The organism is Providencia sp. PROV130, assembly GCF_028482225.1.
GTDB classification, from domain to species: Bacteria; Pseudomonadota; Gammaproteobacteria; order Enterobacterales; family Enterobacteriaceae; genus Providencia; species Providencia rettgeri.
Window position 1 is genome coordinate 96,010 of sequence record NZ_JAMPQC010000010.1, and the last position, 23,760, is coordinate 119,769.

20 protein-coding genes are annotated in these 23,760 nt (G+C 39.1%); 14 read left to right on the forward strand and 6 right to left on the reverse strand.

What is annotated here, in order from left to right; all coding sequences use genetic code 11:
• Nucleotides 1-7 precede the first annotated feature (7 nt).
• The gene (locus PSF28_RS07830; protein WP_210839274.1) at nt 8-1,024 is read left to right on the forward strand and encodes a fimbrial protein; all 1,017 of its coding nucleotides are present in this window, start codon (nt 8-10) and stop codon (nt 1,022-1,024) included.
• Nucleotides 1,025-1,170: 146 nt separating this feature from the next.
• Nucleotides 1,171-1,599 (forward strand): DUF7832 domain-containing protein, encoded by a 429-nt coding sequence (locus tag PSF28_RS07835; RefSeq protein WP_210839282.1) that lies wholly within the window; start codon nt 1,171-1,173, stop codon nt 1,597-1,599.
• A 52-nt stretch (nt 1,600-1,651) separates the two neighbouring features.
• On the opposite strand, the gene pyk is transcribed toward PSF28_RS07835, so the two are convergent.
• Nucleotides 1,652-3,094 carry a pyruvate kinase gene (pyk, locus tag PSF28_RS07840; protein ID WP_109913282.1) on the reverse strand — a complete coding sequence of 481 codons (1,443 nt, stop codon included), beginning with the start codon at nt 3,092-3,094 and terminating at the stop codon, nt 1,652-1,654.
• Between the two features lie 200 nt (nt 3,095-3,294).
• A complete protein-coding gene (locus PSF28_RS07845) occupies nt 3,295-4,140 on the reverse strand; it encodes a MurR/RpiR family transcriptional regulator (RefSeq protein ID WP_210839284.1) in 846 nt (281 codons plus the stop codon).
• Nucleotides 4,141-4,612: 472 nt separating this feature from the next.
• Here PSF28_RS07845 and zwf point away from each other — a divergent pair, with 472 nt between their 5' ends.
• Nucleotides 4,613-6,088 carry a glucose-6-phosphate dehydrogenase gene (gene zwf, locus PSF28_RS07850; RefSeq protein WP_004910705.1) on the forward strand — a complete coding sequence of 492 codons (1,476 nt, stop codon included), beginning with the start codon at nt 4,613-4,615 and terminating at the stop codon, nt 6,086-6,088.
• Between the two features lie 88 nt (nt 6,089-6,176).
• Here the strand turns inward: zwf and pdxK are convergent, their stop codons facing one another.
• Nucleotides 6,177-7,025: a pyridoxine/pyridoxal/pyridoxamine kinase gene (gene pdxK, locus PSF28_RS07855; RefSeq protein WP_210839288.1), complete on the reverse strand. Its 849-nt coding sequence runs from the start codon at nt 7,023-7,025 to the stop codon at nt 6,177-6,179.
• Nucleotides 7,026-7,659: 634 nt separating this feature from the next.
• On the opposite strand from pdxK, the gene mdtJ reads away from it, so the two are divergent.
• Nucleotides 7,660-8,088 carry a multidrug/spermidine efflux SMR transporter subunit MdtJ gene (gene mdtJ / locus PSF28_RS07860; protein ID WP_004910709.1) on the forward strand — a complete coding sequence of 143 codons (429 nt, stop codon included), beginning with the start codon at nt 7,660-7,662 and terminating at the stop codon, nt 8,086-8,088.
• A 1-nt stretch (nt 8,089) separates the two neighbouring features.
• Complete coding sequence (mdtI, locus tag PSF28_RS07865; protein ID WP_112307026.1) at nt 8,090-8,422, forward strand: multidrug/spermidine efflux SMR transporter subunit MdtI; 333 nt, start codon at nt 8,090-8,092, stop codon at nt 8,420-8,422.
• Between the two features lie 116 nt (nt 8,423-8,538).
• On the opposite strand, the gene PSF28_RS07870 is transcribed toward mdtI, so the two are convergent.
• On the reverse strand, nt 8,539-8,886 hold the full coding sequence (locus PSF28_RS07870) for a RidA family protein (protein ID WP_004254978.1): 348 nt from the start codon (nt 8,884-8,886) through the stop codon (nt 8,539-8,541).
• Nucleotides 8,887-9,035: 149 nt separating this feature from the next.
• On the opposite strand from PSF28_RS07870, the gene PSF28_RS07875 reads away from it, so the two are divergent.
• The 9 genes from PSF28_RS07875 (at nt 9,036) to PSF28_RS07915 (ending at nt 22,488) form a co-directional block, all read left to right on the forward strand.
• Nucleotides 9,036-10,961, forward strand: a complete 1,926-nt coding sequence (locus PSF28_RS07875) for an ATP-dependent DNA helicase (protein WP_272684868.1) — start codon at nt 9,036-9,038, stop codon at nt 10,959-10,961.
• A 94-nt stretch (nt 10,962-11,055) separates the two neighbouring features.
• Nucleotides 11,056-11,754, forward strand: coding sequence for a tRNA (adenosine(37)-N6)-threonylcarbamoyltransferase complex dimerization subunit type 1 TsaB (gene tsaB, locus PSF28_RS07880; RefSeq protein WP_272684869.1), 699 nt, complete (start codon nt 11,056-11,058; stop codon nt 11,752-11,754).
• Between the two features lie 245 nt (nt 11,755-11,999).
• Nucleotides 12,000-12,602, forward strand: coding sequence for a Slp family lipoprotein (locus tag PSF28_RS07885; RefSeq protein WP_272684870.1), 603 nt, complete (start codon nt 12,000-12,002; stop codon nt 12,600-12,602).
• Between the two features lie 430 nt (nt 12,603-13,032).
• Nucleotides 13,033-14,721, forward strand: coding sequence for a long-chain-fatty-acid--CoA ligase FadD (fadD, locus tag PSF28_RS07890; protein WP_272684871.1), 1,689 nt, complete (start codon nt 13,033-13,035; stop codon nt 14,719-14,721).
• An 84-nt stretch (nt 14,722-14,805) separates the two neighbouring features.
• Nucleotides 14,806-15,927: a ribonuclease D gene (gene rnd, locus PSF28_RS07895; protein WP_272684872.1), complete on the forward strand. Its 1,122-nt coding sequence runs from the start codon at nt 14,806-14,808 to the stop codon at nt 15,925-15,927.
• 452 nt (nt 15,928-16,379) lie between these two features.
• Nucleotides 16,380-17,123, forward strand: coding sequence for a Slam-dependent surface lipoprotein (locus PSF28_RS07900; RefSeq protein WP_272684873.1), 744 nt, complete (start codon nt 16,380-16,382; stop codon nt 17,121-17,123).
• An 87-nt stretch (nt 17,124-17,210) separates the two neighbouring features.
• On the forward strand, nt 17,211-18,623 hold the full coding sequence (locus tag PSF28_RS07905; RefSeq protein WP_272684874.1) for a surface lipoprotein assembly modifier: 1,413 nt from the start codon (nt 17,211-17,213) through the stop codon (nt 18,621-18,623).
• Between the two features lie 18 nt (nt 18,624-18,641).
• Complete coding sequence (locus tag PSF28_RS07910) at nt 18,642-21,650, forward strand: TonB-dependent receptor domain-containing protein (protein ID WP_272684875.1); 3,009 nt, start codon at nt 18,642-18,644, stop codon at nt 21,648-21,650.
• A 67-nt stretch (nt 21,651-21,717) separates the two neighbouring features.
• A complete protein-coding gene (locus tag PSF28_RS07915) occupies nt 21,718-22,488 on the forward strand; it encodes an energy transducer TonB (protein ID WP_115167291.1) in 771 nt (256 codons plus the stop codon).
• A gap of 152 nt (nt 22,489-22,640) precedes the next feature.
• Here PSF28_RS07915 and minE read toward each other — a convergent pair whose 3' ends face one another.
• Together minE and minD are read right to left on the reverse strand one after the other, a co-directional pair.
• Nucleotides 22,641-22,925 carry a cell division topological specificity factor MinE gene (gene minE, locus PSF28_RS07920; RefSeq protein ID WP_004910733.1) on the reverse strand — a complete coding sequence of 95 codons (285 nt, stop codon included), beginning with the start codon at nt 22,923-22,925 and terminating at the stop codon, nt 22,641-22,643.
• Between the two features lie 3 nt (nt 22,926-22,928).
• Nucleotides 22,929-23,744, reverse strand: coding sequence for a septum site-determining protein MinD (minD, locus tag PSF28_RS07925; protein ID WP_004910734.1), 816 nt, complete (start codon nt 23,742-23,744; stop codon nt 22,929-22,931).
• Nucleotides 23,745-23,760 lie beyond the last annotated feature (16 nt).

The window sequence follows — 23,760 nt, forward strand, 5'->3', positions numbered from 1 at the left end:
AGTCGTCATGAATAATTTAGGATTAAAAATCGGCATTCCGTTACTTTTATATTCACAATTTGGTGTTGCAGAATTTAGGGCCGAATTTACTAACCAACTTGTTAATTCGAATAAAACACTTTATGTCTCACGCACATTACCCGTAGGTACTTTTATTGGTTCAGTTGATTTAGGTACTCATTCCCCTTGGGTGTGGTGGAATGTAACTGGTAATACAGAAGTTGGCATATATTTACCAAGCGGATCAGGAAATTCAAGGTACATTTCTGGTGTAGGTTATGTGAGAGAAGTGAATAGTTCCGGCGTTGGTTATGCTTTGCATGGAACAGTGATGAGTCCTTGCTCTGGTTCTGCGTATGTTGATGGAGTAAATACGAAAGATGGAAATATTAGTAATAGGTTAATTTGTGGTTCTAATGCATCATCAGCAACATACACTGTAAAGTTAAGAGCAGATTTTTATAAAGTTGGTAATAATGTTAAAAGCCAAACGTTGCCAACCACTAATGCTGCGATGTTAATTTTATTCCATAATGGCTTTATTACGTCAGATTTATATGGAAGAGTCGAACCCAAAGTGGCTATGGGACCAATTAATGTTATTTCGAGTGGTTGTGAAGTTAAAAATAAGTCAATAGATGTGCCGTTCGGTAAAGTCAGCAAATCGTCGTTTACAGGTGTTGGTTCAACGAGCCCCGAGAGCAAGAAAAATTTTCAAATTCAATTAGACTGTGACCCAATATCACCGATAAAAATTACGTTTATTGGATCCCAAGATGCAAGCCAAACACCAGGGGCAATCGCACTCAATAATTTAGCCGATGAAAATACAGCGAAGGGCTATGCAATCCAAGTGAAATATAAAGGAGCACCTATTAAGCTTAATCAGCTAATGCCTATCGTTGAACAAAATAATGTAGGGCAATATAACATTCCATTGGAAGCTGCTTATATCCAAACTCAATCTACAACAACTGCTGGGAAAGCAAACGGTACGTTACAATTTAATCTACAATATCACTAAGTTCTATTTGCTCTGTACATAACATGCAGAGCTTACTGTCTTGCATTACTTCTTGTTTAGTCATCATTTTGCACTTTATCTTAATTCATCACTAATCTGAAGTAAGTTATAGTTAGCTTTTATTGATGAATAAATTGAGGACGACTATGGCATTTGATCGTATGGATTGGCATTACGGTGGTGATTATCCATCAGACTTACCAAATGAGAATGGAGGCACCCATATTGGCTTTTATTTAACATGGATTATTCATAATCATTTAGTGGGAGAATTTCATACTGAAGAATCAGAGGAAGAACTTGCATTAGTTAAAGCTCGAAAGTTGGATGGCCGTGAATTTTTGATGACAATGTGTGATGAAAAATTTATAGATGAAGATTTAAGTGATGAAGGTAATGCTTTTACTCAGTTTTACTATGCAGCGGAAGAGAAGGGCTATTTTGAAGATTACGAACGTGTCCTGAAAGGTGATTTACCAACAACTTACCATATAGAAAATTCATGGGAAAATTATGATAAAATTGCCCCTGTAATTAGCGAAGCATATACCAAATGGAAACAAGCTCAAGGTTAGATAGAGCAACAATATAAAAGAAAGCCCCCACCCATAGGCGAGGGCTAAAAGATTATTCGACTTCTAGAATACGACAAGTATTCGTGCTACCTACGGTGCCCATTAAGTCGCCCTGAGTGACAAGAACCACGTCACCACTCATTAAATAGCCGTTATCACGTAAACGCGTCACTGCTTCATTAGCAGCCGCAATACCATCTGTGTGGGTGCTACAGAAAACTGGGGTAACACCACGGTATAGAGAACATTGGTTGAGCGTTTTTTCATGACGAGACATTGCAAAAATAGGTAAGCCAGAACTGATACGAGACATCATACGAGCAGTACGACCAGATTCAGTCATTGCAATGATAGCTTTAACCCCTTTAAGGTGGTTCGCAGCATACATTGTTGACATAGCAATTGCTTCTTCTGGGCTGCTAAATTCTGCATCTAAACGGTGTTTAGATACATTCAGGCCAGGCATTTTTTCTGCACCAAAGCAAACTTGTGCCATTGCAGCTACCGTTTCTGCAGGGTACTGACCTGCGGCTGTTTCAGCGGAAAGCATAACGGCATCGGTACCATCCAACACCGCATTTGCAACGTCCATGACTTCGGCTCGTGTTGGCATTGGGTTAGTGATCATCGATTCCATCATTTGTGTTGCAGTGATAACAACGCGATTTAATTGACGTGAACGACGGATTAATTTTTTCTGAACAGCAACTAACTCAGGATCGCCAATTTCTACACCGAGGTCACCACGAGCAACCATGACGACATCAGAAGCGAGAATAACCTCATCCATAACTTCATCATTGGCAACGGCTTCAGCACGCTCGACTTTAGCAACAATTTGACATTCACAACCCGCATCACGAGCCAATCGGCGCGCATAATCTAAATCTTCACCAGAGCGAGGGAATGAAACGGCTAAATAGTCGACATTAATTTTGGCTGCGGTTTTTATATCTTCTTTGTCTTTGTCTGTTAATGCTTCAGCAGAAAGACCGCCACCGAGTTTATTAATACCTTTATTGTTAGATAATTGGCCACCAACAGTAACTTCTGTAAAGACTTGTAATCCTTGGACTTCTCGGACTTTTAATTGAACACGCCCATCATCAAGAAGTAAAATATCGCCTGGAACGACATCGGCAGGTAAGCCTTTATAGTCGATACCCACTTTTTCTTGGCAACCTTCACCTTTACCTAAATTGGCATCAAGAATGAATTTATCACCAATATTGAGGAAAACTTTACCATCTTTAAACGTAGAAACACGAATTTTAGGGCCTTGTAAATCACCGAGGATCGCAACGTGACGTCCTAAACGAGCGGCAATCTCACGTACTTTATTAGCACGTAATAGATGGTCTTCTGGAGTTCCGTGGGAGAAGTTAAGGCGAACAACGTTGGCGCCAGCATTGATAATTTTTTCAAGATTATTATCGCGATCAGTAGCTGGACCAAGAGTTGTAACAATTTTAGTTCTTCTAAGCCGTCTAGACATGTATTACTCCGTTGACCTGTAATGGTGTTGATAAAAGAGTGAAACCATTTCACTCCATTTCGAAACCTGTTTACTGCAAATAGGGATGCTGACACGAGCACAGCTATTATATACAGCCAATTTCTTAATGCTATCAGGTCTGTAAAACTATTAAAGCCTGAAAAGCAAAGAAAAGCGTTTATCTTGTCAATTTATTGCCTTTAGATGCTATCAAACCGCGAATCCCGTAATGCTTCTTTGACGCGCTTCAAGTTATCTCTAAATTTTTCACCTCTTCTTAACGTAAAACCCGTTGTTAATACGTCAATTACTGCGAGCTGAGCCATTCTTGATACCATCGGCATATAGATATCTGTATCTTCAGGCACATCAATAATGATAGATAGGGAAGCGGCTTGGGATAGCGGAGAGTTTTCTGAGGTAATTGCTATGACGGTGGCATCGTTTTCCCGTGCTAAACGTGCCATGTCAACTAATGCCTTAGTTCTTCCCGTATGGGAAATGAGCACAATAACGTCCCCCTCAGCACTATTGATACAGCTCATACGTTGCATGACAATATCATCGAAGTATATGACAGGAATATTAAAGCGGAAAAATTTATTCATTGCGTCGTGGGCGACAGCAGCAGAGGCACCAAAGCCAAAAAAACTGATTTTTCGTGCTTGGGTTAATAAATCAACAGCACGGTTAATTGCACTAATATCGAGTGTATGTTTCACATTATCTAATCCGGCCATAGCCGATTCAAAAATTTTGTGAGTATAGGTATTTACTGTGTCAGTTTCTTCTATATGGCGATTGATGTAAGGGGTGCCATTGGCTAAGTTTTGCGCTAATCGTAATTTAAAATCAGGGAATCCTTTCGTGCCCATTTTCCGACAAAAGCGGTTTACTGTTGGTTCGCTAACATCTGCTAATTGCGCTAGTGTGGCGATACTAAGATGAATGGCATTTTGTGGCATACCTAAAATAACGTCAGCCACCTTTTTTTCTGATTTACTTAAAAAATCGAGACTTGTTTTCATTTGTTCTAAAATATTCATATAGCAAAAGCGCCTATTTCATCGAAAGGGGAAATTTGTGAGTCATCACGTTATCCTATTGTTGATTTTTAATTTCTTGTCGTGATGCTGTAATAGAGAGTGAAAATATACTATGTATGATATGTAAGCTATCTGAATGCAGGTGATAACTAGCAGCTTTTTGTGAAACTTTGACCCGTATCTAATTTTCAGATTAGTAAACATCCTACATATTTTGTTATTTTTTTACGGAAGCTGTCTCCATTCAGTTAAATCGCATCTTTTTAATACACTAAAAATTATTCAGTGTGTAACATAAGAGTAAACAGGGAATATGTTGTTTTTTTCATCATAAAAACTGTGATCGGTATCATGAAGATTTACTGGGCACTAGCAACAGGGTACATTAGCGGAATTAGGGCTAATTTTAACAAAATTACAATAAGGCCTATCCTAGTTAGGTCTTACATTCCGCAAATTGAGGAGAACCAATATGGCGGTACATAATGCTGCTCAAGCTTGTGACTTAATTATTTTTGGCACCAAGGGAGACCTCGCTCGTCGTAAGCTGCTGCCATCGCTTTATCAATTAGAGAAAGCGGGTTACATTCATCCAGACACGCGTATTATTGGCGTCGGTCGGGCTGAATGGAGTCAAGATGATTATGTCCACTTTGTCAAAGAAGCGTTAGATAAGTTCTTAAAAGAAGATCTCGATTCAGCATTGTGGGAAAAACTGAGCTCTCGCTTGGATTTTTGTAACTTAGACGTTAACCAGACTGAAAGTTTTGTGCGTTTAGCTGAAATGTTAAAACAAGATGCACAACCAGCTATCCATTACTTTGCCATGCCACCGAGTACCTTTGGTGCAATGTGCCAAGGGCTGGGTCATGCTAAATTAAATAAAAAGCCAAATCGTGTTGTCATGGAAAAACCACTGGGAACGGATTTAGCGTCGTCACAAGAAATTAATAATGAAGTGGCCAAGTATTTTGATGAAAGCCAAGTTTATCGTATTGACCACTATCTTGGTAAAGAAACGGTTTTAAACTTACTCGCATTACGTTTTGCAAACTCGTTATTTATCAATAACTGGGACAACCGCACTATCGATCATGTCCAGATCACGGTTGCAGAAGAAGTGGGAATCGAAGGTCGTTGGGGCTATTTCGATCAAGCTGGCCAAATGCGTGATATGGTGCAAAACCACTTATTGCAAATCTTAACGATGATTGCGATGTCACCACCGGCAGATTTAACCACAGACCGTATTCGTGATGAAAAAGTGAAAGTCTTACGTTCTTTACGTCGCATTGACCATACTAATGTGCGTGAAAAGGCAGTACGTGGGCAATATACCTCTGGTTTTGTTCAAGGCAAAAAAGTCCCAGGATATTTAGAGGAAGAAGGGGCGAATAAGCAAAGTATGACTGAGTCATTCGTTGCTTTGCGTGTTGATATTGATGACTGGCGTTGGGCGGGTGTGCCTTTCTATTTACGTACGGGGAAACGCCTACCGGCTAAATGTTCAGAAGTTGTGGTTTATTTTAAAAAGCCCGCGTTGAATATTTTCTCGGAAAGTTATCAAGATCTGCCTCAGAATAAACTAACCATTCGTTTGCAGCCAGACGAAGGGATTGATATTGAAATTATGAATAAGGCACCAGGCCTTGATCATAAACACCGTTTACAAACTACTAAATTGGATTTAAGTTTCTCCGAAACTTTCAACCAAACTCACCTTGCAGACGCTTATGAACGTTTATTGCTTGAAGCAATGCGTGGCATTCAAGCACTGTTTGTTCGTCGTGATGAAGTAGAAGAAGCATGGAAATTTGTTGACTCTATTATAGATGCATGGGCAATGGACAATGAAGCGCCTAAGCCATACCAAGCAGGGACTTGGGGGCCGATTGCATCTGTAGCAATGATTGCTCGTGATGGTCGTTCGTGGAATGAGTTTGAATAAAATTATCAATACTTGAAATATTAGACAGTGTATTGACTAAAATGGCGGGTTAATCCCGCCATTTCTCTATGCTTCTTATATCGTGGTATTAAAGAATTAATTCACTACGCCCAGTAGCGGCCATGTGAATAATTGCTTGTTCGATACGTAAACACGCCATTTTAGCGGCATCAGGAACGGATAACCCAGCTAATAATTGTGCAGTGAGTTCTGCACCAAATAAATCCCCCGTTCCTTTTGGCGTGACAGGGTAACGTTTGTGGCGGATAACAGCCACGTTATCTTTGGTAACACAGACTACTTCGATATTATCATCATCAGGCTGGAAAGCACTTGTGATGATTACCCACTGGGTATTTCCTTTTAATAAGCTGCGGGCTGCAGCTGTCGCATCATCCAAATTATTAACTTGTTTGCCACTTAAGGTCATGAGCTCGAATTTGTTTGGAATAATGCCTGTTGCTAAAGGTATGACTTTATCACGGTAGACCTCGGCAATTTCAGGGGGAATATAAAAACCACTGTCCTCATCCCCCATGACTGGGTCAACAATAACCGGTAGTTCTGCTCGTTCTTTGCGGACGAGGGTTAACCAGTCAGCTAAGTCTTGAGCTTTTTCGGGGGAGCCTAGATAACCAGTCAAAATAGATCTTACAGAATCTAAACTACCACGTTCAACAAAACCGTTTAAATAACCACGAAACCACTCTCCAGGTAACTCCCCACCATAGCAAGTGGTATAATGAGGCGTATTACTCAGTACCACGGTAGGGACTGCCGCTACGCGTAAACCTTGTTTTGTCAACGCTGGAACGGCAATGCTATTCCCAACGCTGCCATAAATAACTTGCGATTGAATTGATACGACATCATAAGGTAATGGTGTTGCATCTGCGGCATTTTGGAAACTATTGGAGGTAAGGCTAAAGGTATTCATGGCTCTCTCTTCGGCATATTACAATCATATGGTTACTATAAGAAGCTTGTTTAATCAGGTTGTCAATGTTAAAAATCGAACAGCATATTTTAGGTGTGATGAGAGTATAAAAAGTGGAATAAAGAGATTTTTTTATAAAATAATTCCAATGAAAAATTTATTGTTGTCGCTTGTTTATTCGTATAATTATTGATAGTTCAAGGGTTAATTAGCATATTAATGAATAGTTATGCATATTTCCATTCAATGCAAAAAATGTTTATATTCATTGACTTAATAAAATTGGCATGCTAAAAATAAGCTGAAATTAACTATCAACATGAGGGTTCGGAGTAAATTGGGTAGATGTCTACCTGATGAAAAGAATAAGATATCATGCTTAGCTCAACTAGCGGCAAGATCAGCAAGTCCCAAAAAAGAACGACACACAGGCTTTTCCTTTCAGCTATCCTTTCCAGTGAACACTACTGGTGTGGTGCATTATAGCGTCTCTCTCGATTATTCATTTCGCTGAATAAACTCAGCAACACGTTGTTATTTATTTGAATTTTCAACAACCACGCAATAGTAATTTATCTATTTGTTCTGTACAAAAAACAGGCTGTTACGTGGCTGTACGTAGAGAGATATTATAATGATTTACTGGATATTTTTAGTATTAGCTATCGTTGCCGAGGTTATCGGTACATTATCAATGAAACATGCCAGCGTAAGTGGTGATTTCACCGGTATGGTGGTGATGTATGTCATGATAGCAACATCATACATTTTACTTGCCATTGCAGTTAAAAAAGTGGCATTAGGTGTCGCCTATGCACTCTGGGAAGGGATCGGTATTCTTTTTATCACAACATTTAGTGTCATGTGGTTTGGAGAATCACTATCACCGATGAAAATAGGTGGATTAGTATTACTGATCACTGGTATTGGGCTGATTAAATCAGGCACCAAAAAAGCCACCGTTCGTCAATCTGCGCAGAAAGTAAAACAAGTTACACAAAACGCGGTCAATGCAGCCAAAACAAATGCTTTGGTTGGGCGCGAAGCTAAGTCGGAGGCGTAATATGGCGAGTCATTTTGAATGGTGGCATGCTGCGTTTTTGGTCCTAGCAGTAATATTAGAAATCGCAGCCAACATTTTATTAAAAATGTCGAATGGATTTAAACGGTATTGGATAGGTATTCTCTCCCTAATTGCGGTACTCGGAGCCTTCAGCGCATTAGCGCAAGCGGTAAAAGGAATCGAGCTTTCAATTGCTTATGCGTTATGGGGAGCATTCGGTATTATCGCGACAGTAGCAGCAGGTTGGATTCTTTTCAATCAACGGCTAAATTATAAAGGCTGGGGGGGAATTGTGTTACTGTTGCTGGGAATGGTGCTTATTAAGATGTCATAATGCTCGTCATATTTTGCACTGTCACGTTGTTGGCTAGATTCTCAAAATATAACGGTTCAAAATAAAATGGGCGCTCATCATTGGCGTCCATTTTAATCAAAGCAAAAGCTGTCTAATCAATCAATTGCTGCAACAATCTTAATTTCAACTTTATATTCAGGCTTCATCAACAATGCTTGGACAGTACAACGGACAGGCGCACTTCCTGCAACAACCCAAGCATCCCATGCTTGGTTCATACCAGCAAAATCGGCTTTATCAGCAAGAAAAATGGTGGCATCAAGAATTTTACTTTTGTCTGAACCAACACGTTCAAGCATCACATCAATTGCCGCGAGCGTGTTTGCTGTTTGAGCAACAATATCAGCGTCAAGGTTTTCAGGCACACTGGTGTAGTAAATTACATTATTGTGAATAACAGCTTCAGACCAACGATTATCCGGGTCAATACGTTTGATAGTCATAATTATTCCTTATTATACATGTGGCTCAAGAATAACAGTTTGTAGGCTGGATGAAAATCAGTTGTTCAAGGGGATAATAATTACCTCAGCAGGGTTAATAAACTCATGGTAAAGTGTGCCCTCATTATTACTAATAAATAGGTCTTGTAGTGCACGATGATTTTTCTGCGGATGGCTTTTTAGCCAGAACAATTCCCGGTTTTCAGCCTCGAGAAGCACAAGTTACGATGTCGAACGCAGTCACTGAGTCGATTGAGCAGCAGCATGTGCTGGTGGCGGAAGCAGGCACTGGAACAGGAAAAACTTATGCTTATTTAGTTCCTGCATTGCGTAGTGGAAAAAAAGTCATTGTTTCAACGGGGTCAAAAGCCTTACAAGATCAATTGTATCACCGGGACTTACCGACAATTATTGATGCCATGGGTTACACTGGGCGTACAGCCTTGTTAAAGGGGCGATCAAATTATTTATGCTTAGAGCGATTAGACCAACAGTCCCTCGGTGGTGGTAGCCTTGAACCTGAAATATTGTCAGCAGTAGTGAGGCTACGCAGTTGGTCAATCGAATCTGAGTTAGGTGATACGAGTACCTGCCATGATATCGCTGAAGACAGCCCAGTTTGGCCGTTAGTGACGAGTACCAATGATAATTGTCTCGGTAGCGACTGCCCACGTTACCAAGACTGTTTTGTCTTAAAAGCGCGACGTAAAGCCTTAGAAGCGGATATTGTTGTTGTAAATCACCATTTATTTATGGCTGATAGAGTCGTGAAAGACACGGGTTTTGGTGAGCTAATTCCCCAAGCTGAAGTTATGATTTTTGATGAAGCACACCAAATTCCGGATATCGCCAGCCAATATTTTGGTCAGCAGCTTAGCAGTCGTCAACTGCTTGATCTTGCTCGCGATATGATTATGACCTATCGAACTGAGTTAAAAGACCAAGTGCAACTGCAAAAAAGTGCGGATAGGCTCACTCAAAGTACACTGGATTTCCGGCTCAATTTGGGGGAAAACAGCTTTCGTGGCAATTTACGTGATTTACTAAAACGCCCTGAAGTGCAAAGAGCATTGACATTACTTGATGATTCTCTTGAACTTTGTTACGAAGTGATCAAAACCACTTTAGGCCGATCACAGAGCCTAGATTCTATTTTTGAGCGCGTCACTATTTACCGAAATCGTTTGAATCGTTTAAAAGATGTGACGATAGCGGGTTACAGTTATTGGTTTGAAAGTTATGGTCGTCATTTTCTATTGGCGCTTACCCCCTTAACGGTTGCAGATAAATTCAGTGAAATGATTGCAAATACGCCAGCCAGTTGGGTCTTCACATCAGCAACTTTGTCGGTAAATGAAAAATTAAGTTACTTCACTGACCGTTTAGGTTTAGTCACAGCAAAAACGTTACTATTAGCCAGTCCATTTGATTACCAAAGCCAAACCTTATTATGTGTTCCGCGTTTTTTACCTGAACTCAATCAACGAGGTCTAGCGCAAAAATTGGCAACAATGCTACGGCCTATGATTGAAAAAAATCAGGGGCGCTGTTTCTTTTTATGTACATCGCATCTCATGATGCGTGAATTGGCAGAAGAGTTTAAATCGTCATTGACATTACCCGTCTTAATGCAAGGGGAAAGCAGTAAAAATAAACTGTTATCCCAATTCATCTCAGCAGGGAATGCCGTGTTAGTTGCTACCAGTAGTTTTTGGGAAGGGGTTGATGTGCGAGGTGATGAACTGACTTGTGTGATTATCGACAAACTTCCATTTACTGCTCCGGATGATCCGTTATTAAGAGCGCGTATCGAGGATTGTGAATTACGAGGCGGAGATCCTTTTTCTGATGTTCAATTACCAGATGCAGTGATTACTTTAAAACAAGGTGTCGGGCGGTTAATTCGCGATACCAGTGATTATGGGGTTATCGTTATTTGTGATAACCGTTTAGTAACGCGTCCTTATGGTGAGGTTTTTTTACGTAGCCTTCCGCCATCACCGCGAACAAGAAGTATACAAAAAGCAATTGCATTTCTTGAAGAGAAAAGACAAGAAGTTAATAGAACGAGGTAAATCCCACCTTGTTTTTCTGCTATTCCTACGGCCGTTTATGTTAATATAATCGGCATCTTTCAATTAGAAACTATTAATTTGCCGGAGTTTAGGCATGTCGAGTCGTATTCTTGCTGTTGATACAGCAACAGAAGCCTGTTCAGTCGCACTTTGGTGTGAAGGTGATATTATTTCTCGTTTTGCGGTTTCTCCCCGTGAGCACACGCAAAAAATCTTACCCATGGTTGAGGACGTTCTTGCGGAAGCCGGAATGGGGTTAAATCAGTTAGATGCATTAGCTTTCGGGCGAGGCCCAGGAAGTTTCACCGGGGTTCGTATTGGTGTTGGTATCGCACAAGGGTTAGCATTAGGAGCTAATTTACCCATGATTGGCGTTTCCTCTTTAATGACACTTGCCGAAGGCGCCTTTCGTATAGCGGGGCATAAACAGGTATTAGTGGCTATTGATGCACGGATGTCAGAAATTTATTGTGCCCAATATCAGCGAACTTCTGAAGGTCACTGGTTAGGTGAAGAAACCGAAGCTGTTCTACTTCCCGATGATTTTAAAAATAAATTTACTGGGCTTTCAGGGGCTTGGAGTTATGCAGGAACTGGATGGGAAGCGTATCCTTCATTGCTGAATGACTCAACCTCATTGGCTGACAGTCATATTACGCTGCCTGATGCGCAAGATATGTTACCCATTGCAGCTCAATTATGGCAACAGGGAAAAGTGGTTGCCGTTGAAAACGTCGAACCTACTTACCTACGTAATGAAGTTACATGGAAAAAATTGCCTGGTCGTGAATAGTACGTAGGAAATTAATTGATTTTGCATTGGCTATACCCTGTGGTATAGCCAATTTTTTATAATAAACAGAAAATAAATCAAATATTGAATAATAAAAATACAAATCGAATCATTCAATAATTTAGGATATTATTAGGGTGTAATGAGATTTTTATGGCTGCTTTTAACATATCGTGTTTTGTTTGCTAAATGCTATTTAAAACTGTATTACCTGAATTTATAATATCGCTAATCGGAGGTGGTCTATGAACATTGAATTAAACTACCGTAATGCACTTAAAAGCCTTTTTGTTGCAAGCGTATTAGCACTGACAGGGTGTGTTTCGATACCTGCTTCAATTCAAGGTTCGGTACAAAACCCAACAGATAACTTAATTTCCGTACAAAATGCCCCTGAAATGTATATTGGTCAGGAAGCACGTTTTGGTGGGAAAGTCCTTGCAGTTAAAAATGAAACAGCAAGAACACGGTTAGAAATTGCGGTGATGGCATTAAATAAATATGATGCCGCGCCAGAACTCAATGCCCCGTCTATTGGGCGCATTTATGCATATCTAAATGGTTTTCGTGAACCAAGTGATTTTACTAACCGTTATATTACTGTGGTGGGGAAAATCACTGGGGAGCAACAAGGGAAAGTAGGGCAAGTTCCTTATAAGTATGTCACGTTAGATGTAACAGGTTTCCAACGCTGGAATGTTGCACAAAGTGTCATGCTTCCGCCATCTGGCCCGTGGGGTTATGGTTATTATGGCGACCCGTATTTTTATAACCACCCATGGGGCTATGGTTATGGATACGGTTATCCTGGAGGCCCAGTCCCCGTACAAACGTATCTAACAGAATAATGATTATTTTTCTTTATTTGAAAGCCCTGCTTATAGTAGGGCTTTTTTGTTGGTATAGATAAATTATCTAAATATGTGCTAACAGATGAAAGTACGTAATAAAAACATTAACTAGAATTTAGTTCCAATAAAAATGACTTTAGTTAACGTAATAGGTTAAATCCCTTCTTAAGTGACTAGATAAGCTCTCCAAAAACAACGTAACATCATGTATAATTGCGCAATCTTGTACGGATTTATATCTGTTTAACTAATTTAAGACAAACAAGGCGGCTTAGTCCGCCTTGTTTTTTCTTGAAGGAACAAAATTTATTTAGTGATAGACCTCTCAACCTTGACATTGTCTGTTTTTCAAACTGGTACGCTGAGTTAATAATTTGTTAAAAGAGATGTTGAGTATAATAACTTCACTAAATTCAGGAGTAACATTTTGGAAAAAATCTGGCTAAAAAATTACCCTGCTGATGTGCCGGAAGAAATCAATCCTGATAACTTCGCTTCTCTAGCAGAGTTACTTGAAAATGCGGTTTCTCAATTTGCCGACCAACCTGCTTTCATTAACATGGGGGCGGTGATGACTTATCGGAAGCTTGAAGAGAGAAGTCGCGCTTTTGCTGCCTACTTACAAAATGGACTTGGCCTTAAAAAAGGGGATCGTGTCGCATTAATGATGCCAAACCTATTACAATATCCGATTGCTTTGTTTGGGGTATTACGAGCAGGAATGGTTGTAGTAAATGTTAATCCACTCTATACCCCAAGAGAATTAGAGCATCAATTGAATGATAGCGGTGCAACAGCGATTGTGATTGTATCGAATTTTGCGCATACGCTGGAAAAAATTGTTTTCAATACCAAAGTGAAACACGTCATTTTAACGCGGATGGGTGACCAACTTTCACGTCCTAAAGCCACGATTGTTGATTTTGTAGTTAAGTATGTCAAACGCTTAGTTCCTAAATATAATTTACCAGATGCCATTTCCTTTCGCCGTGCTATGCATTATGGCTATCGTATGCAGTATATTAAACCTAACATTACCGGTGATGACTTGGCCTTTTTGCAATACACGGGTGGAACAACCGGTGTTGCTAAAGGGGCGATGTTAACTCATCGCAACATGTTAGCAAATATTGAGCAAGCAAGAGCGGCTTACGGGCCTGTACTGAAATTTGGGGCTGAATTTGTTGTCACTGCTTTACCGCTGTATCACGTTTTCGCTTTGACGGTTAACTGCTTATTGTTTATTACAGTAGGGGGAGTTAACTTATTGATTACCAACCCTAGAGATGTACCTGATACCGTAAAACAACTAGGACGTTATCCCGTTACGTCAATCACCGGGGTTAACACGTTATTTAATGCGTGGCTGCATAATGAAGAGTTCAAAAAGTTGGATTTTTCACGTTTACGTCTTTCAGTTGGAGGCGGAATGCCTGTTCAAAAAGCCGTTGCAGAAAAATGGCAGAAGCTGACTGGGAAACATTTGCTCGAAGGGTATGGGTTAACAGAATGTGCACCACTAGTAACGGGTAATCCTTATAATTTAACCAGTTATAGTGGAAGCATTGGTTTACCTGTTCCGTCAACAGATGTTAAATTCCTTGATGACGATGGCAATGAAGTCGCTATTGGTGAGCCTGGCGAAATGTGGGTAAAAGGTCCACAAGTCATGAAAGGGTATTGGAACCGGCCTGATTCCACCGCGGACACGATAGTGGATGGTTGGTTAGCGACGGGGGATATCGCAGAAATAGATAGCGAAGGTTATATTCGTATTGTTGATCGTAAAAAAGATATGATCATCGTTTCAGGTTTTAACGTCTATCCAAATGAAATTGAAGATGTTATTTCTGCACATCCAGACGTTATAGAATGTGCCGCAATTGGCGTACCAAGTGAAAGTACGGGTGAAGCGGTTAAAGTTTTTGTTGTAACGAAAAATGCGAATTTAACGGGGGATGAGCTAAAAACCTTTTGCCGTCGTTCATTAACCGCGTATAAAGTACCTAAGATATTTGAATTTCGTGATGAATTACCAAAATCTAATGTGGGTAAAATTTTGCGTAAAGACCTACGTGATGAAGAAAAATTGCAAAGAGAAAAATCACCAGTATGATTGTGGTTTAGTCTTAAACAAAGAATAGATGACGCCGGTTTTAACCGGCGTCATTGTGATGAAAATAAAAAAGAGAAACTTGTTTTGAATTATCGTTTAGTAACTACAGATAGTGAATTAGCCCAAGTATGCCAAGAGGCTAGTAATGCACCATGGCTCGCTTTGGATACCGAGTTTGTTCGTACCCGAACATATTACCCACAACTAGGTTTGCTACAGCTATATGATGGAAAGCAAGTTTCGTTAATTGACCCATTATTAATGACGGATTTTAGCCCGTTCAAAGCACTTTTAACCAACCCAGAGCAACTAAAATTTTTACATGCGGGGAGTGAAGACCTCGAAGTATTTATGCATGATTTTAACTGCGTTCCTGAGCCGATGATCGACACACAGATTATTGCTGCTTTTTTAGGTTATCCGATTTCTTGTGGTTTCGCGTCATTGGTTGCTGAACATTTAGGTATTGAGCTCGACAAAAGTGAATCACGGACAGACTGGCTCGCGCGTCCGCTAAGAGAAAAACAATGTGATTATGCAGCGGCGGATGTACTGTATTTGCTGCCACTAGCTGAAATTTTAATGGGAAAAGTGACCGAAGCAGGCTATTTGGAAGATGCAAAAGATGAGTGCCAACGTGTTGTGGCTCGTCGGCAAAAAACACTAAAGCCAGAAAAAGCCTATATGAATATCCATAATGCGTGGCAACTACGTGATGAACAGCTCGCTTGCCTACAGTTATTAGCACAATGGCGTTTAAACCAAGCTAAAGCACGTGATATGGCGGTCAATTTTGTGGTGAAAGAAGAGCACCTGTGGAAAATAGCCCGCTATTTACCAGGCTCTCTTGGTGAACTCGATGCACTTGGTTTAACGGGGCAAGAAATTCGTTGCCATGGTAAGCGTTTATTAGCGATTGTCGAACAAGCAAAACAACTTGATGAAAGCCAATACCCAACACCGGTGGCGAATATTACTGAACAGAGCCAGTACAAAAGCGTATTTAAAGAAATTAAAGCGCTGGTTAAAGATATTGCTGAAAACGAAAAATTTAATGCAGAATTATTGGCCTCTAGACGGCAAATTAACCAATTACTGTCGATTCATTGGGGGTTAAAGTCTTCGGCTACACCTCCTGAGCTATTGGCTGGTTGGCGAGGGCGGTTACTCGCTGAACCCATAGCAAAGCTCTTAGCAAGCATATAGCGTATTATTAGGTACAAGAAGAGTACTTCTTGTACCTAATTTAAATAACCTAACCTAACCTAGCCTATCCTCTCCTCTCCACCTGTATTTCGTTTATATTTATTGTTTATTAATAAAATTATAAAAACATACGTTTTATTTATTAATTAATATATTTATTCTGCGTTAAATCAATAATTGTAATTACTCTTAAAAATAAAATTAATTCTTAATGAAAACCCTAATAAATAAAATTAGATATTATAGGGTTTTTAATTAACCATTTAAAAAATAAAAGATTATTTTTTCTCATTTCCTAATAATAAAAAATTGAATTATATCCCTCTCATTTGTTAATAAAAATCATTTGCATATACTCAATCTCGAACATTAAAGGAAAGTATAAACTTTTATTTAATGTGTCTTTTTAAAAAAACAACCTAATTCAAACTTCTATTGAAAAGGACGCGCAAATGAAGAAATTATCATTAATTACAGTTGCAGTATCTTTCTCTATATTTTCTGTTGGTGTTATGGCAGAAACGGTATCAAAGCAAAGCTTAGATTATGGATATAATGAAACAAATATTATTGTCGATAAAACTCAATCAACTATGGGGCCACACGGGGGGAGTATCGGGGCACCGGGAATTGGTTCTCGCTTTATGAAGGAAGGCAAAACCATATCATTTTCTGGCTTAAAATATATGGTAACACAAAAGCCAGACAACGTGTATGTTTTGGAAAGTGGCGGTAGCCCGCACGGTGGCATGGGCAAGTTCCAATTTAGTCAAGTTGCAGATGCCGAGGTATATTTCGGTGATTGGTCACAAACTGGCTTAGCCGATGATGCAATGCACACGGTTTATTTCTCCGGTGCAAATGCAACAACAGAAGTCCCAACCAGTGGCCAAGCGACTTATTCTATAGCAGGCATTAACCAATTCGTAGGTGAAGCAAAACAGACGGGTTGGTTTAATGCAAATTTTGCGGATAAATCATATACAGGTGCATTAGAAGGAACGAATAGCCACTCCATGGCGGGGAACATTGAAGAGGATGGTAAATTTAGTGGTACTGCTATTGCCAATGAAACACATTATGGTAACAGCATGGGACAACTATTTGGTAATAATGCAGAACAAGTGGCCGGTATTCTTTCTTATGATAACAATCGTGAGTTAGACACGGCATTTGGTGGGCAGAAAGACGAATAATTACTGAAAATATAATTGGATAAAAAAAGTAGGCAAAAGAAAACTTGTCTACTTTTTTATTTGTATTATTAAAATGGTAGCCTTAACATGTCTATTTTTAATAAAAAAACAAAGTTAATATATGTAATTTTATTATTACTTTTACCTATACATTCAACACAGGCCGTTCAATATTTAAAAATGGAGGTAACTAATATTCTAAATGGTTATAGTAACAAAAAACATCAATCAGAAATAAATAATGTAAAATATAGTAAAAAAAACATCGACGAACTTGGCTTTATTCTTTATGATTTAATTCAGAAGAGGAATTTTGACGCAATAAATAAAATTATTGATAACTACGTTAGCCATAAAGATCATGATAAAGAATTGGTTAAATATATTTACTCTGAAAAGGCGATTTTAAATGATGAATATGATTTGGCAATTAGGTTATATAATGAAATTTTAATTCACAAGCCTAATATGCTTTTGGTTGAGTTAAAACTTGCACGAGCACTAACTCATGTTAAACATTATGAGGCAGCATTATCGATATATCAGAATATAAAAACAAAACATAGCGGGGGAATATCAAGTAAGTTAGCTGAATATATTGAAAATCAAATAATAGATTTAGAGAATAAAAATCGCTGGCAAGGAATGGTTAAGCTAGGTTCAAGTTATGATTTTAATTTAAATGAAGCATCAAATAGCCGTGAAATGTACTGTTTTCGTAGTAAATGTATGAATAGCAGCAATCAGTCTATCGCAGGTGGAAAATGGCATTATTATATTAAATCAACAAAGCGGTTTCCTCTCGTTGGTAACCATTCAGGGCTATTATCATTCGGTGCGTTTGGGTTAGAACCGATGAAAACAGTTACGGCTAGAAAAATAAATATATTTGTTAGCGGGGGTTATCAATTTGAAAATGCGAATACAAAAATCGGCATATTGCCAATATTTGAAGCCAAATGGCATGATAACCAATATTATAATTTAAGCCTAGGAGGAAAAATAGCAACAGAATATACGTTAAATCATCGAGTAACTATTTTAGGCGATTTTGAATATAAAAATAAAACGTATCCTCATGAGTATAGTTTTAATGATGGTGATAAATGGATCTATTCACTATTTGGAACTTATTTAGTTGATTCTCAGTTAGTCGCTTTTGGGGGAATACATGGAGCCAATCGGGAAAAACAACGCAATAGTGATAGTTATTCACAGTATGGGATTAGAGCCGGTTTTTTAAAGGTCACCGAGTTGTGTGATTTTCTTGTTGCGGTAGGTTACAAGCAAACAAATTTCGAACAGTTTGATGTGTATTTAAATGTAAAAAGAAAAGATCATAATAAATATTTAAATACCCAAATAACATTTGATAAAAATAAAATATTAACCTTTACACCTTCTATTTATTTTAATAGCCAAGTTAATAAAAGCACGGCAGATATTATTTATTCTTTTAAGCAAAGTGAAGTCGGTGTCAATTTCACCAAGAAATTTTAATTTTCACCGGAACAGATAATGAAAATCAAAACAGTGATAGCCATTAATATCGCGACAGGGTTATCTATTAGCAGTATTACAAGTTTAGTCTACGCCCAACAAAGCGAAAACATCGGCTCTATTGTGGTAAATGATAAAGCGACCACTATCAAAGAGCGTGATAGAAAAGGGGCGGACGACCAATATGATAAAGATGAATCAAATATTTATATCAGTAAAGAAGAAATCGAACGCTATAAAGGCACTAACCCCGCAGATACCATTAACCATGCGGTAGGGGTATATAGTGGGGATGCCCGTAATAGTGGGGCGATAGACCCCAATGTACGAGGGATACAGGGGCAAGGGCGTGTCCCGGTGACTGTGGATGGCACAGAACAGGCTATCACTGTGTGGCGTGGTTATAATGGTGCGAATAACCGTAATTATATCGACCCGAATATGATTAGTAGCATTAAGGTAATGAAAAGTGCAACGCTAGACCGCAATGTGCGTACATCGACAGGCGGTGGAGTTGCCATAACAACGCTAGGCATTGATGACGTTGTGGATAAATACGGTAAGTTTGGTTTTGATATTAAATTAGAAACATCGAGTAACTCTACAAAGCCGCGGATTAACCATTTAAACCACGGTATCGATTACCGTGATGATAAGCGCCTAATGAGTTCATTAGAGATCCAGAAGTTTCGTGGAATTTATTTTCAAGATCACGAAATGCTTGTTGATGCTCGTAGTAAAGGTAACGCCAAATTCTTTAATCTGAAAGATAACGCAGCGCGCATTGCCATTGGGACACGGCAAGAAAAGTTTGATTTGATGTTGGCATACAGCTACCGCAACCAAGGCAACTATTTTGCAGGGCGCCGTGGGGCGGATAAATTTTATGATGATATCATTACCTATGACCCTAATAACCCGAATAAGGCGATAGACCCCTATATACCCTTTGTAGCTAGGATTTACGGGCCAAATACAGAGGTGGCGAATACCTCGAATGAAATGTCGACGTTGTTGACTAAATTAAATTTGATGTTACCGAATGCGCAAGATTTATCTCTGGGTTATATGCGTACAGTGAGTCATTATGGCGAAATCATGCCATCACAAATTCGTTACTATGATCTTGAGGGGAAAATTCCGCAATGGCCTTTGGCTAACTTAGCCTTAAATACGTTTTATGCCAATTACTCGTTCAAACCCGAGTCCATTGGTTGGATTGATTTTCGCTTAGGTTATTGGTTAACAAAGACCGATTTAAATTCAAATACCGCAGGGGGGCAACCAAGGGAACCATTAGAAAGGGATTGGAATTATGAACTCAACCGAGATAATGGTGTGGGTAAAAACCCTGCTATCAATGGCACCTTAGTTGATGGCATTAAATTAAACCAACTTAACGATCGCTATGGTGTCTCATTATCCAATAAATTTCAAATTACACCTGAATTTAAAGTGACTTTAATGGGAAGCTTAATTGATGAAACCATTGGTAGCCGTGAAGATATTTTTAATTCGGATTCTAGCCCCAAGGGGAACATGTTCCGTGCTATCCCAAGGGAAGGTAAGCGTCGGGAATATAATGGTACTGTTCGGTTTGATTGGCAGCCAACTGATTGGTTAAGCCTGAATGCAGGGGCGCAATATATTAGTTACTGGTCAAGGGATTTATTAAAAGAGAGACGCATTGCGGCCAAAGATGTAAATTATGCGCCCTATAGCCATATAACCGCTCGAAACTATAGGTTATCCCGTTTATTAAGTGCAGAAGAATACCAAACAATACAGCAGTATGTTGATGATAAAGGGAAGACATTTAAAGATACAGTAGAAAGATCTTATGAAAGGCGAATTTTTATCGAGAAAGCGCTAAAAATGAAAAAGAATGCTTTAGGATATACAGGCTTTAATCAACGCAATAGGAAAAATTTAGAATTTAGAATCACAGAAATGGACCATATAGTGAAATGGAAGGTCGATGAAAATAACCGATTTATACGCAAAAATAACCCATTCTATAATGGGGAAGTTGATTTAAAAGAAGAAGCAATAGACCCTGTAACTGGCTTAAAAGCCAAAAAACATCGATTGGGGCATAGTAATACTTATGGATTAGATGAAGTGTTCTATACAGATGACCAAAAATTTAAAGCGCCGAAAAGAAATGAAGAATCAGCTTGGGCGCCTGCATTAGGAGTAACACTTTATTTAACAGAGAATGACCGAATATTTGGGCGTTATTTAGAGACCGTTAGAATGCCAAGTATCTTTGAAGACACTATTGGTTTTTCAGGGGGACGTGAAGCAAACTATGTGCCGCCGGTTTATTTGCCAGAACGTAGCCATACAATAGAACTGGGATATGTGCGTAATTTCCAAGAACTGGTTGCGGCAGAAAATCATGCTGACTTACGTATAAATTACTACAACACCGTAGTCACAAATGCCTTTGATAGGAACGACAGGTTAGTCTTTACGCAGGTTGATAAACATAACACGGCTGGTTTGGAGCTATTGGCACGTTATGATAATGGTTGGGTATTTGGTGACTTAGGGGTAGATTACCGCTTAAAAAATGAAGTTTATGATGAAGTCTCATTGATGGTGATGGACCCCTATAACAAATTTGGGGGCTCAGAGTGTACAACAGCTGGGTTCCCCGGCGGCTATTTACGTACTCAATTGCAACCCAAATATAGTATTCATGCCAACCTAGGTTTACGTTTCTTAGATGAAAGCTTGGAAGTGGGGAGCCGTATGCGTTATCACAGTAAAGCAAAAAATGAGGATGAGGCGGAAATGATAGATAAATATCCATTCTCATATGCACCATTAAATAATAGCCCAATGAGCTGGAATGCGGTTTTTACTGCTGATGCTTATGTTAATTACCAGTTTAATAAAGACCTATCGTTTGAATTATTAGCTACAAATTTATTTGATGAATATTATATTGATCCTCTAACCCGCAGTATGATGCCGGCACCGGGTAGAACTATACGCTTCAATGTAACAAGTCGCTTCTAAAAGGGATTCCCCTTCGTTGATGTAGTTATGTTTTGGCATTAGCGAAGGGGCTATTAGGGATATTAAAATGCTTACTCTACGTTTTAATTTTGCTGTTATGGTTTCGCTATTATTTCATTTTGGTATCGTTTTTTATTGCTTAAGTGCTGAAAAAACACGTCACGCACAAATTTATACGCCAATAAAGGCGGCGATTATCTCTATTGCATTGACGCAAAATGCAATTGAAAGGCAAATAAATGATGTCACATTAAATAATAAGCGAACTGGCGGTTTACTTTCTGAGTCGCAACAAAATGAAAATGCGGTAATCAAAGTTGCTAATAAAAAAAGTACGCATAGTGATGAAAATAAAGTTTCGGATGTACAGAAAAAAGTTATCGAGAAAAAAGAACAAAAACAACCAAATAAAAAAGTGATTAAGCAGAAAGAACAACAACAAAATAAAAAAAACGATGATGTAAAACAAGAACAGCAAGCTGGCCAAAATAGTACTTTATCAAATGCCGCAGGGGAACAGGGTGCGCAAAATACGAGGGCAGTAGGGGATAATATAAGTGCGAATTATCAATCTTATATTGATAAATTACGTAGAGAAATAGAGCGCCATAAACGTTACCCAAGAAAAGCGAGAAATACCCATACCCAAGGAAAGGTTTTGGTGAACTTTACGCTTACGTCATCGGGGGAAATAACAAGAGTGAGTATTGCTAAGTCTTCTATGCATACACAACTCGACCAAGCTGCGTTAACGGCTATAGCAAAGAGTCGCTCTGTTGGTATACCACCAGAAGGTTTAAAAAAACAGATAACATTGGCCATTGAATTTGAGTTATAAATTGCCAAATAGAAGGTGGCTTTCAATCTGAATAGATGTTTGAAATTAGCGCCCGAGGGGGGTGCCTTTATTTATTTTTATATTAATAAGATAAAAGCAAGCCGCGACCTATTGAATTAATCCTAAAATTAGACAGCGGCTTTCTTTGCAAATTACTTTTCTTCTGTTGTTGTTTTTATTTCGTCACCTTCAGGTAGCGTAACGTTTAGTTCAAGAACAGAAATATCATCCCCTTTTTGCTCAAATTGCACTGATAACATCTCAGGGTCAACTTGGACATACTTACAGATAACCTGCAAAATATCTCTTTTCATATCTGCAAGATATGGGGGCTCGCTATCACCGCGGCGGCGTTCTGCGACGATGATTTGTAATCGCTCTTTTGCGATATTCGCTGTCGTTTTTTTTCTCGACAGAAAGAAATCCAATAAAGCCATTATTTATCCCCCAAATAGGCGTTTTAAGAAACCTTTTTTCTCTTCTTCAATGAAACGGATAGGGCGATCTTCACCTAAAATACGAGCAACACAATCATCATAGGCTTGGCCTGCATCAGATTCTGTATCCAAAATGACCGGTTCACCTTGGTTAGAAGAGCGCAGTACAGATTGGTCTTCCGGAATAACACCAATCAAAGGAATACATAAGATTTCCAGAACATCTTCCATGCTTAGCATATCGCCACGGGTTACACGGCCAGGGTTATAGCGTGTTAACAATAAGTGTTCTTTAATCGGTTCTTCACCTTTTTCTGCACGACGTGATTTTGACGCTAAAATACCTAAAATACGGTCAGAGTCACGGACAGAAGACACTTCCGGGTTGGTAGTGATAATGGCTTCGTCAGCAAAATAGAGCGCCATTAAAGCGCCACTTTCGATACCAGCGGGGGAGTCACAAACAATAAAATCAAAACCAAGGTCGTCGCTCAATTCGTCAAGAATTTTGCCTACTCCTTCTCGAGTTAATGCGTCTTTATCGCGTGTTTGCGAAGCAGGTAAAATAAATAAATTTTCGGTGCGCTTATCTTTGATTAAAGCCTGGTTCAGGGTTGCATCACCTTGGATAACGTTTACGAAGTCATAGACTACTCGACGTTCACACCCCATGATGAGGTCAAGGTTACGTAGGCCGATATCAAAATCGATCACTACTGTTTTATTCCCTTTTTGTGCCAGGCCAGTAGCTATGGCCGCGCTTGAAGTGGTTTTACCAACGCCACCTTTACCTGAAGTCACTACAATTATGCGTGCCATGAATAATTCCTTGTAA

What these genes read in the sequence shown, in the direction of transcription:
- PSF28_RS07830 (WP_210839274.1), top strand. Translation starts at nt 8, where the DNA reads ATGAATAATTTAGGATTAAAAATCGGCATTCCGTTACTTTTATATTCA.
- tsaB (WP_272684869.1), top strand. Translation starts at nt 11,056, where the DNA reads ATGTCGAGTCGTATTCTTGCTGTTGATACAGCAACAGAAGCCTGTTCA.
- PSF28_RS07870 (WP_004254978.1), bottom strand. Translation starts at nt 8,886, where the DNA reads ATGACTATCAAACGTATTGACCCGGATAATCGTTGGTCTGAAGCTGTT.
- mdtJ (WP_004910709.1), top strand. Translation starts at nt 7,660, where the DNA reads ATGATTTACTGGATATTTTTAGTATTAGCTATCGTTGCCGAGGTTATC.
- PSF28_RS07835 (WP_210839282.1), top strand. Translation starts at nt 1,171, where the DNA reads ATGGCATTTGATCGTATGGATTGGCATTACGGTGGTGATTATCCATCA.
- PSF28_RS07915 (WP_115167291.1), top strand. Translation starts at nt 21,718, where the DNA reads ATGCTTACTCTACGTTTTAATTTTGCTGTTATGGTTTCGCTATTATTT.
- zwf (WP_004910705.1), top strand. Translation starts at nt 4,613, where the DNA reads ATGGCGGTACATAATGCTGCTCAAGCTTGTGACTTAATTATTTTTGGC.
- PSF28_RS07905 (WP_272684874.1), top strand. Translation starts at nt 17,211, where the DNA reads ATGTCTATTTTTAATAAAAAAACAAAGTTAATATATGTAATTTTATTA.
- PSF28_RS07900 (WP_272684873.1), top strand. Translation starts at nt 16,380, where the DNA reads ATGAAGAAATTATCATTAATTACAGTTGCAGTATCTTTCTCTATATTT.
- mdtI (WP_112307026.1), top strand. Translation starts at nt 8,090, where the DNA reads ATGGCGAGTCATTTTGAATGGTGGCATGCTGCGTTTTTGGTCCTAGCA.
- minD (WP_004910734.1), bottom strand. Translation starts at nt 23,744, where the DNA reads ATGGCACGCATAATTGTAGTGACTTCAGGTAAAGGTGGCGTTGGTAAA.
- PSF28_RS07885 (WP_272684870.1), top strand. Translation starts at nt 12,000, where the DNA reads ATGAACATTGAATTAAACTACCGTAATGCACTTAAAAGCCTTTTTGTT.
- pyk (WP_109913282.1), bottom strand. Translation starts at nt 3,094, where the DNA reads ATGTCTAGACGGCTTAGAAGAACTAAAATTGTTACAACTCTTGGTCCA.
- PSF28_RS07845 (WP_210839284.1), bottom strand. Translation starts at nt 4,140, where the DNA reads ATGAATATTTTAGAACAAATGAAAACAAGTCTCGATTTTTTAAGTAAA.
- minE (WP_004910733.1), bottom strand. Translation starts at nt 22,925, where the DNA reads ATGGCTTTATTGGATTTCTTTCTGTCGAGAAAAAAAACGACAGCGAAT.
- PSF28_RS07910 (WP_272684875.1), top strand. Translation starts at nt 18,642, where the DNA reads ATGAAAATCAAAACAGTGATAGCCATTAATATCGCGACAGGGTTATCT.
- pdxK (WP_210839288.1), bottom strand. Translation starts at nt 7,025, where the DNA reads ATGAATACCTTTAGCCTTACCTCCAATAGTTTCCAAAATGCCGCAGAT.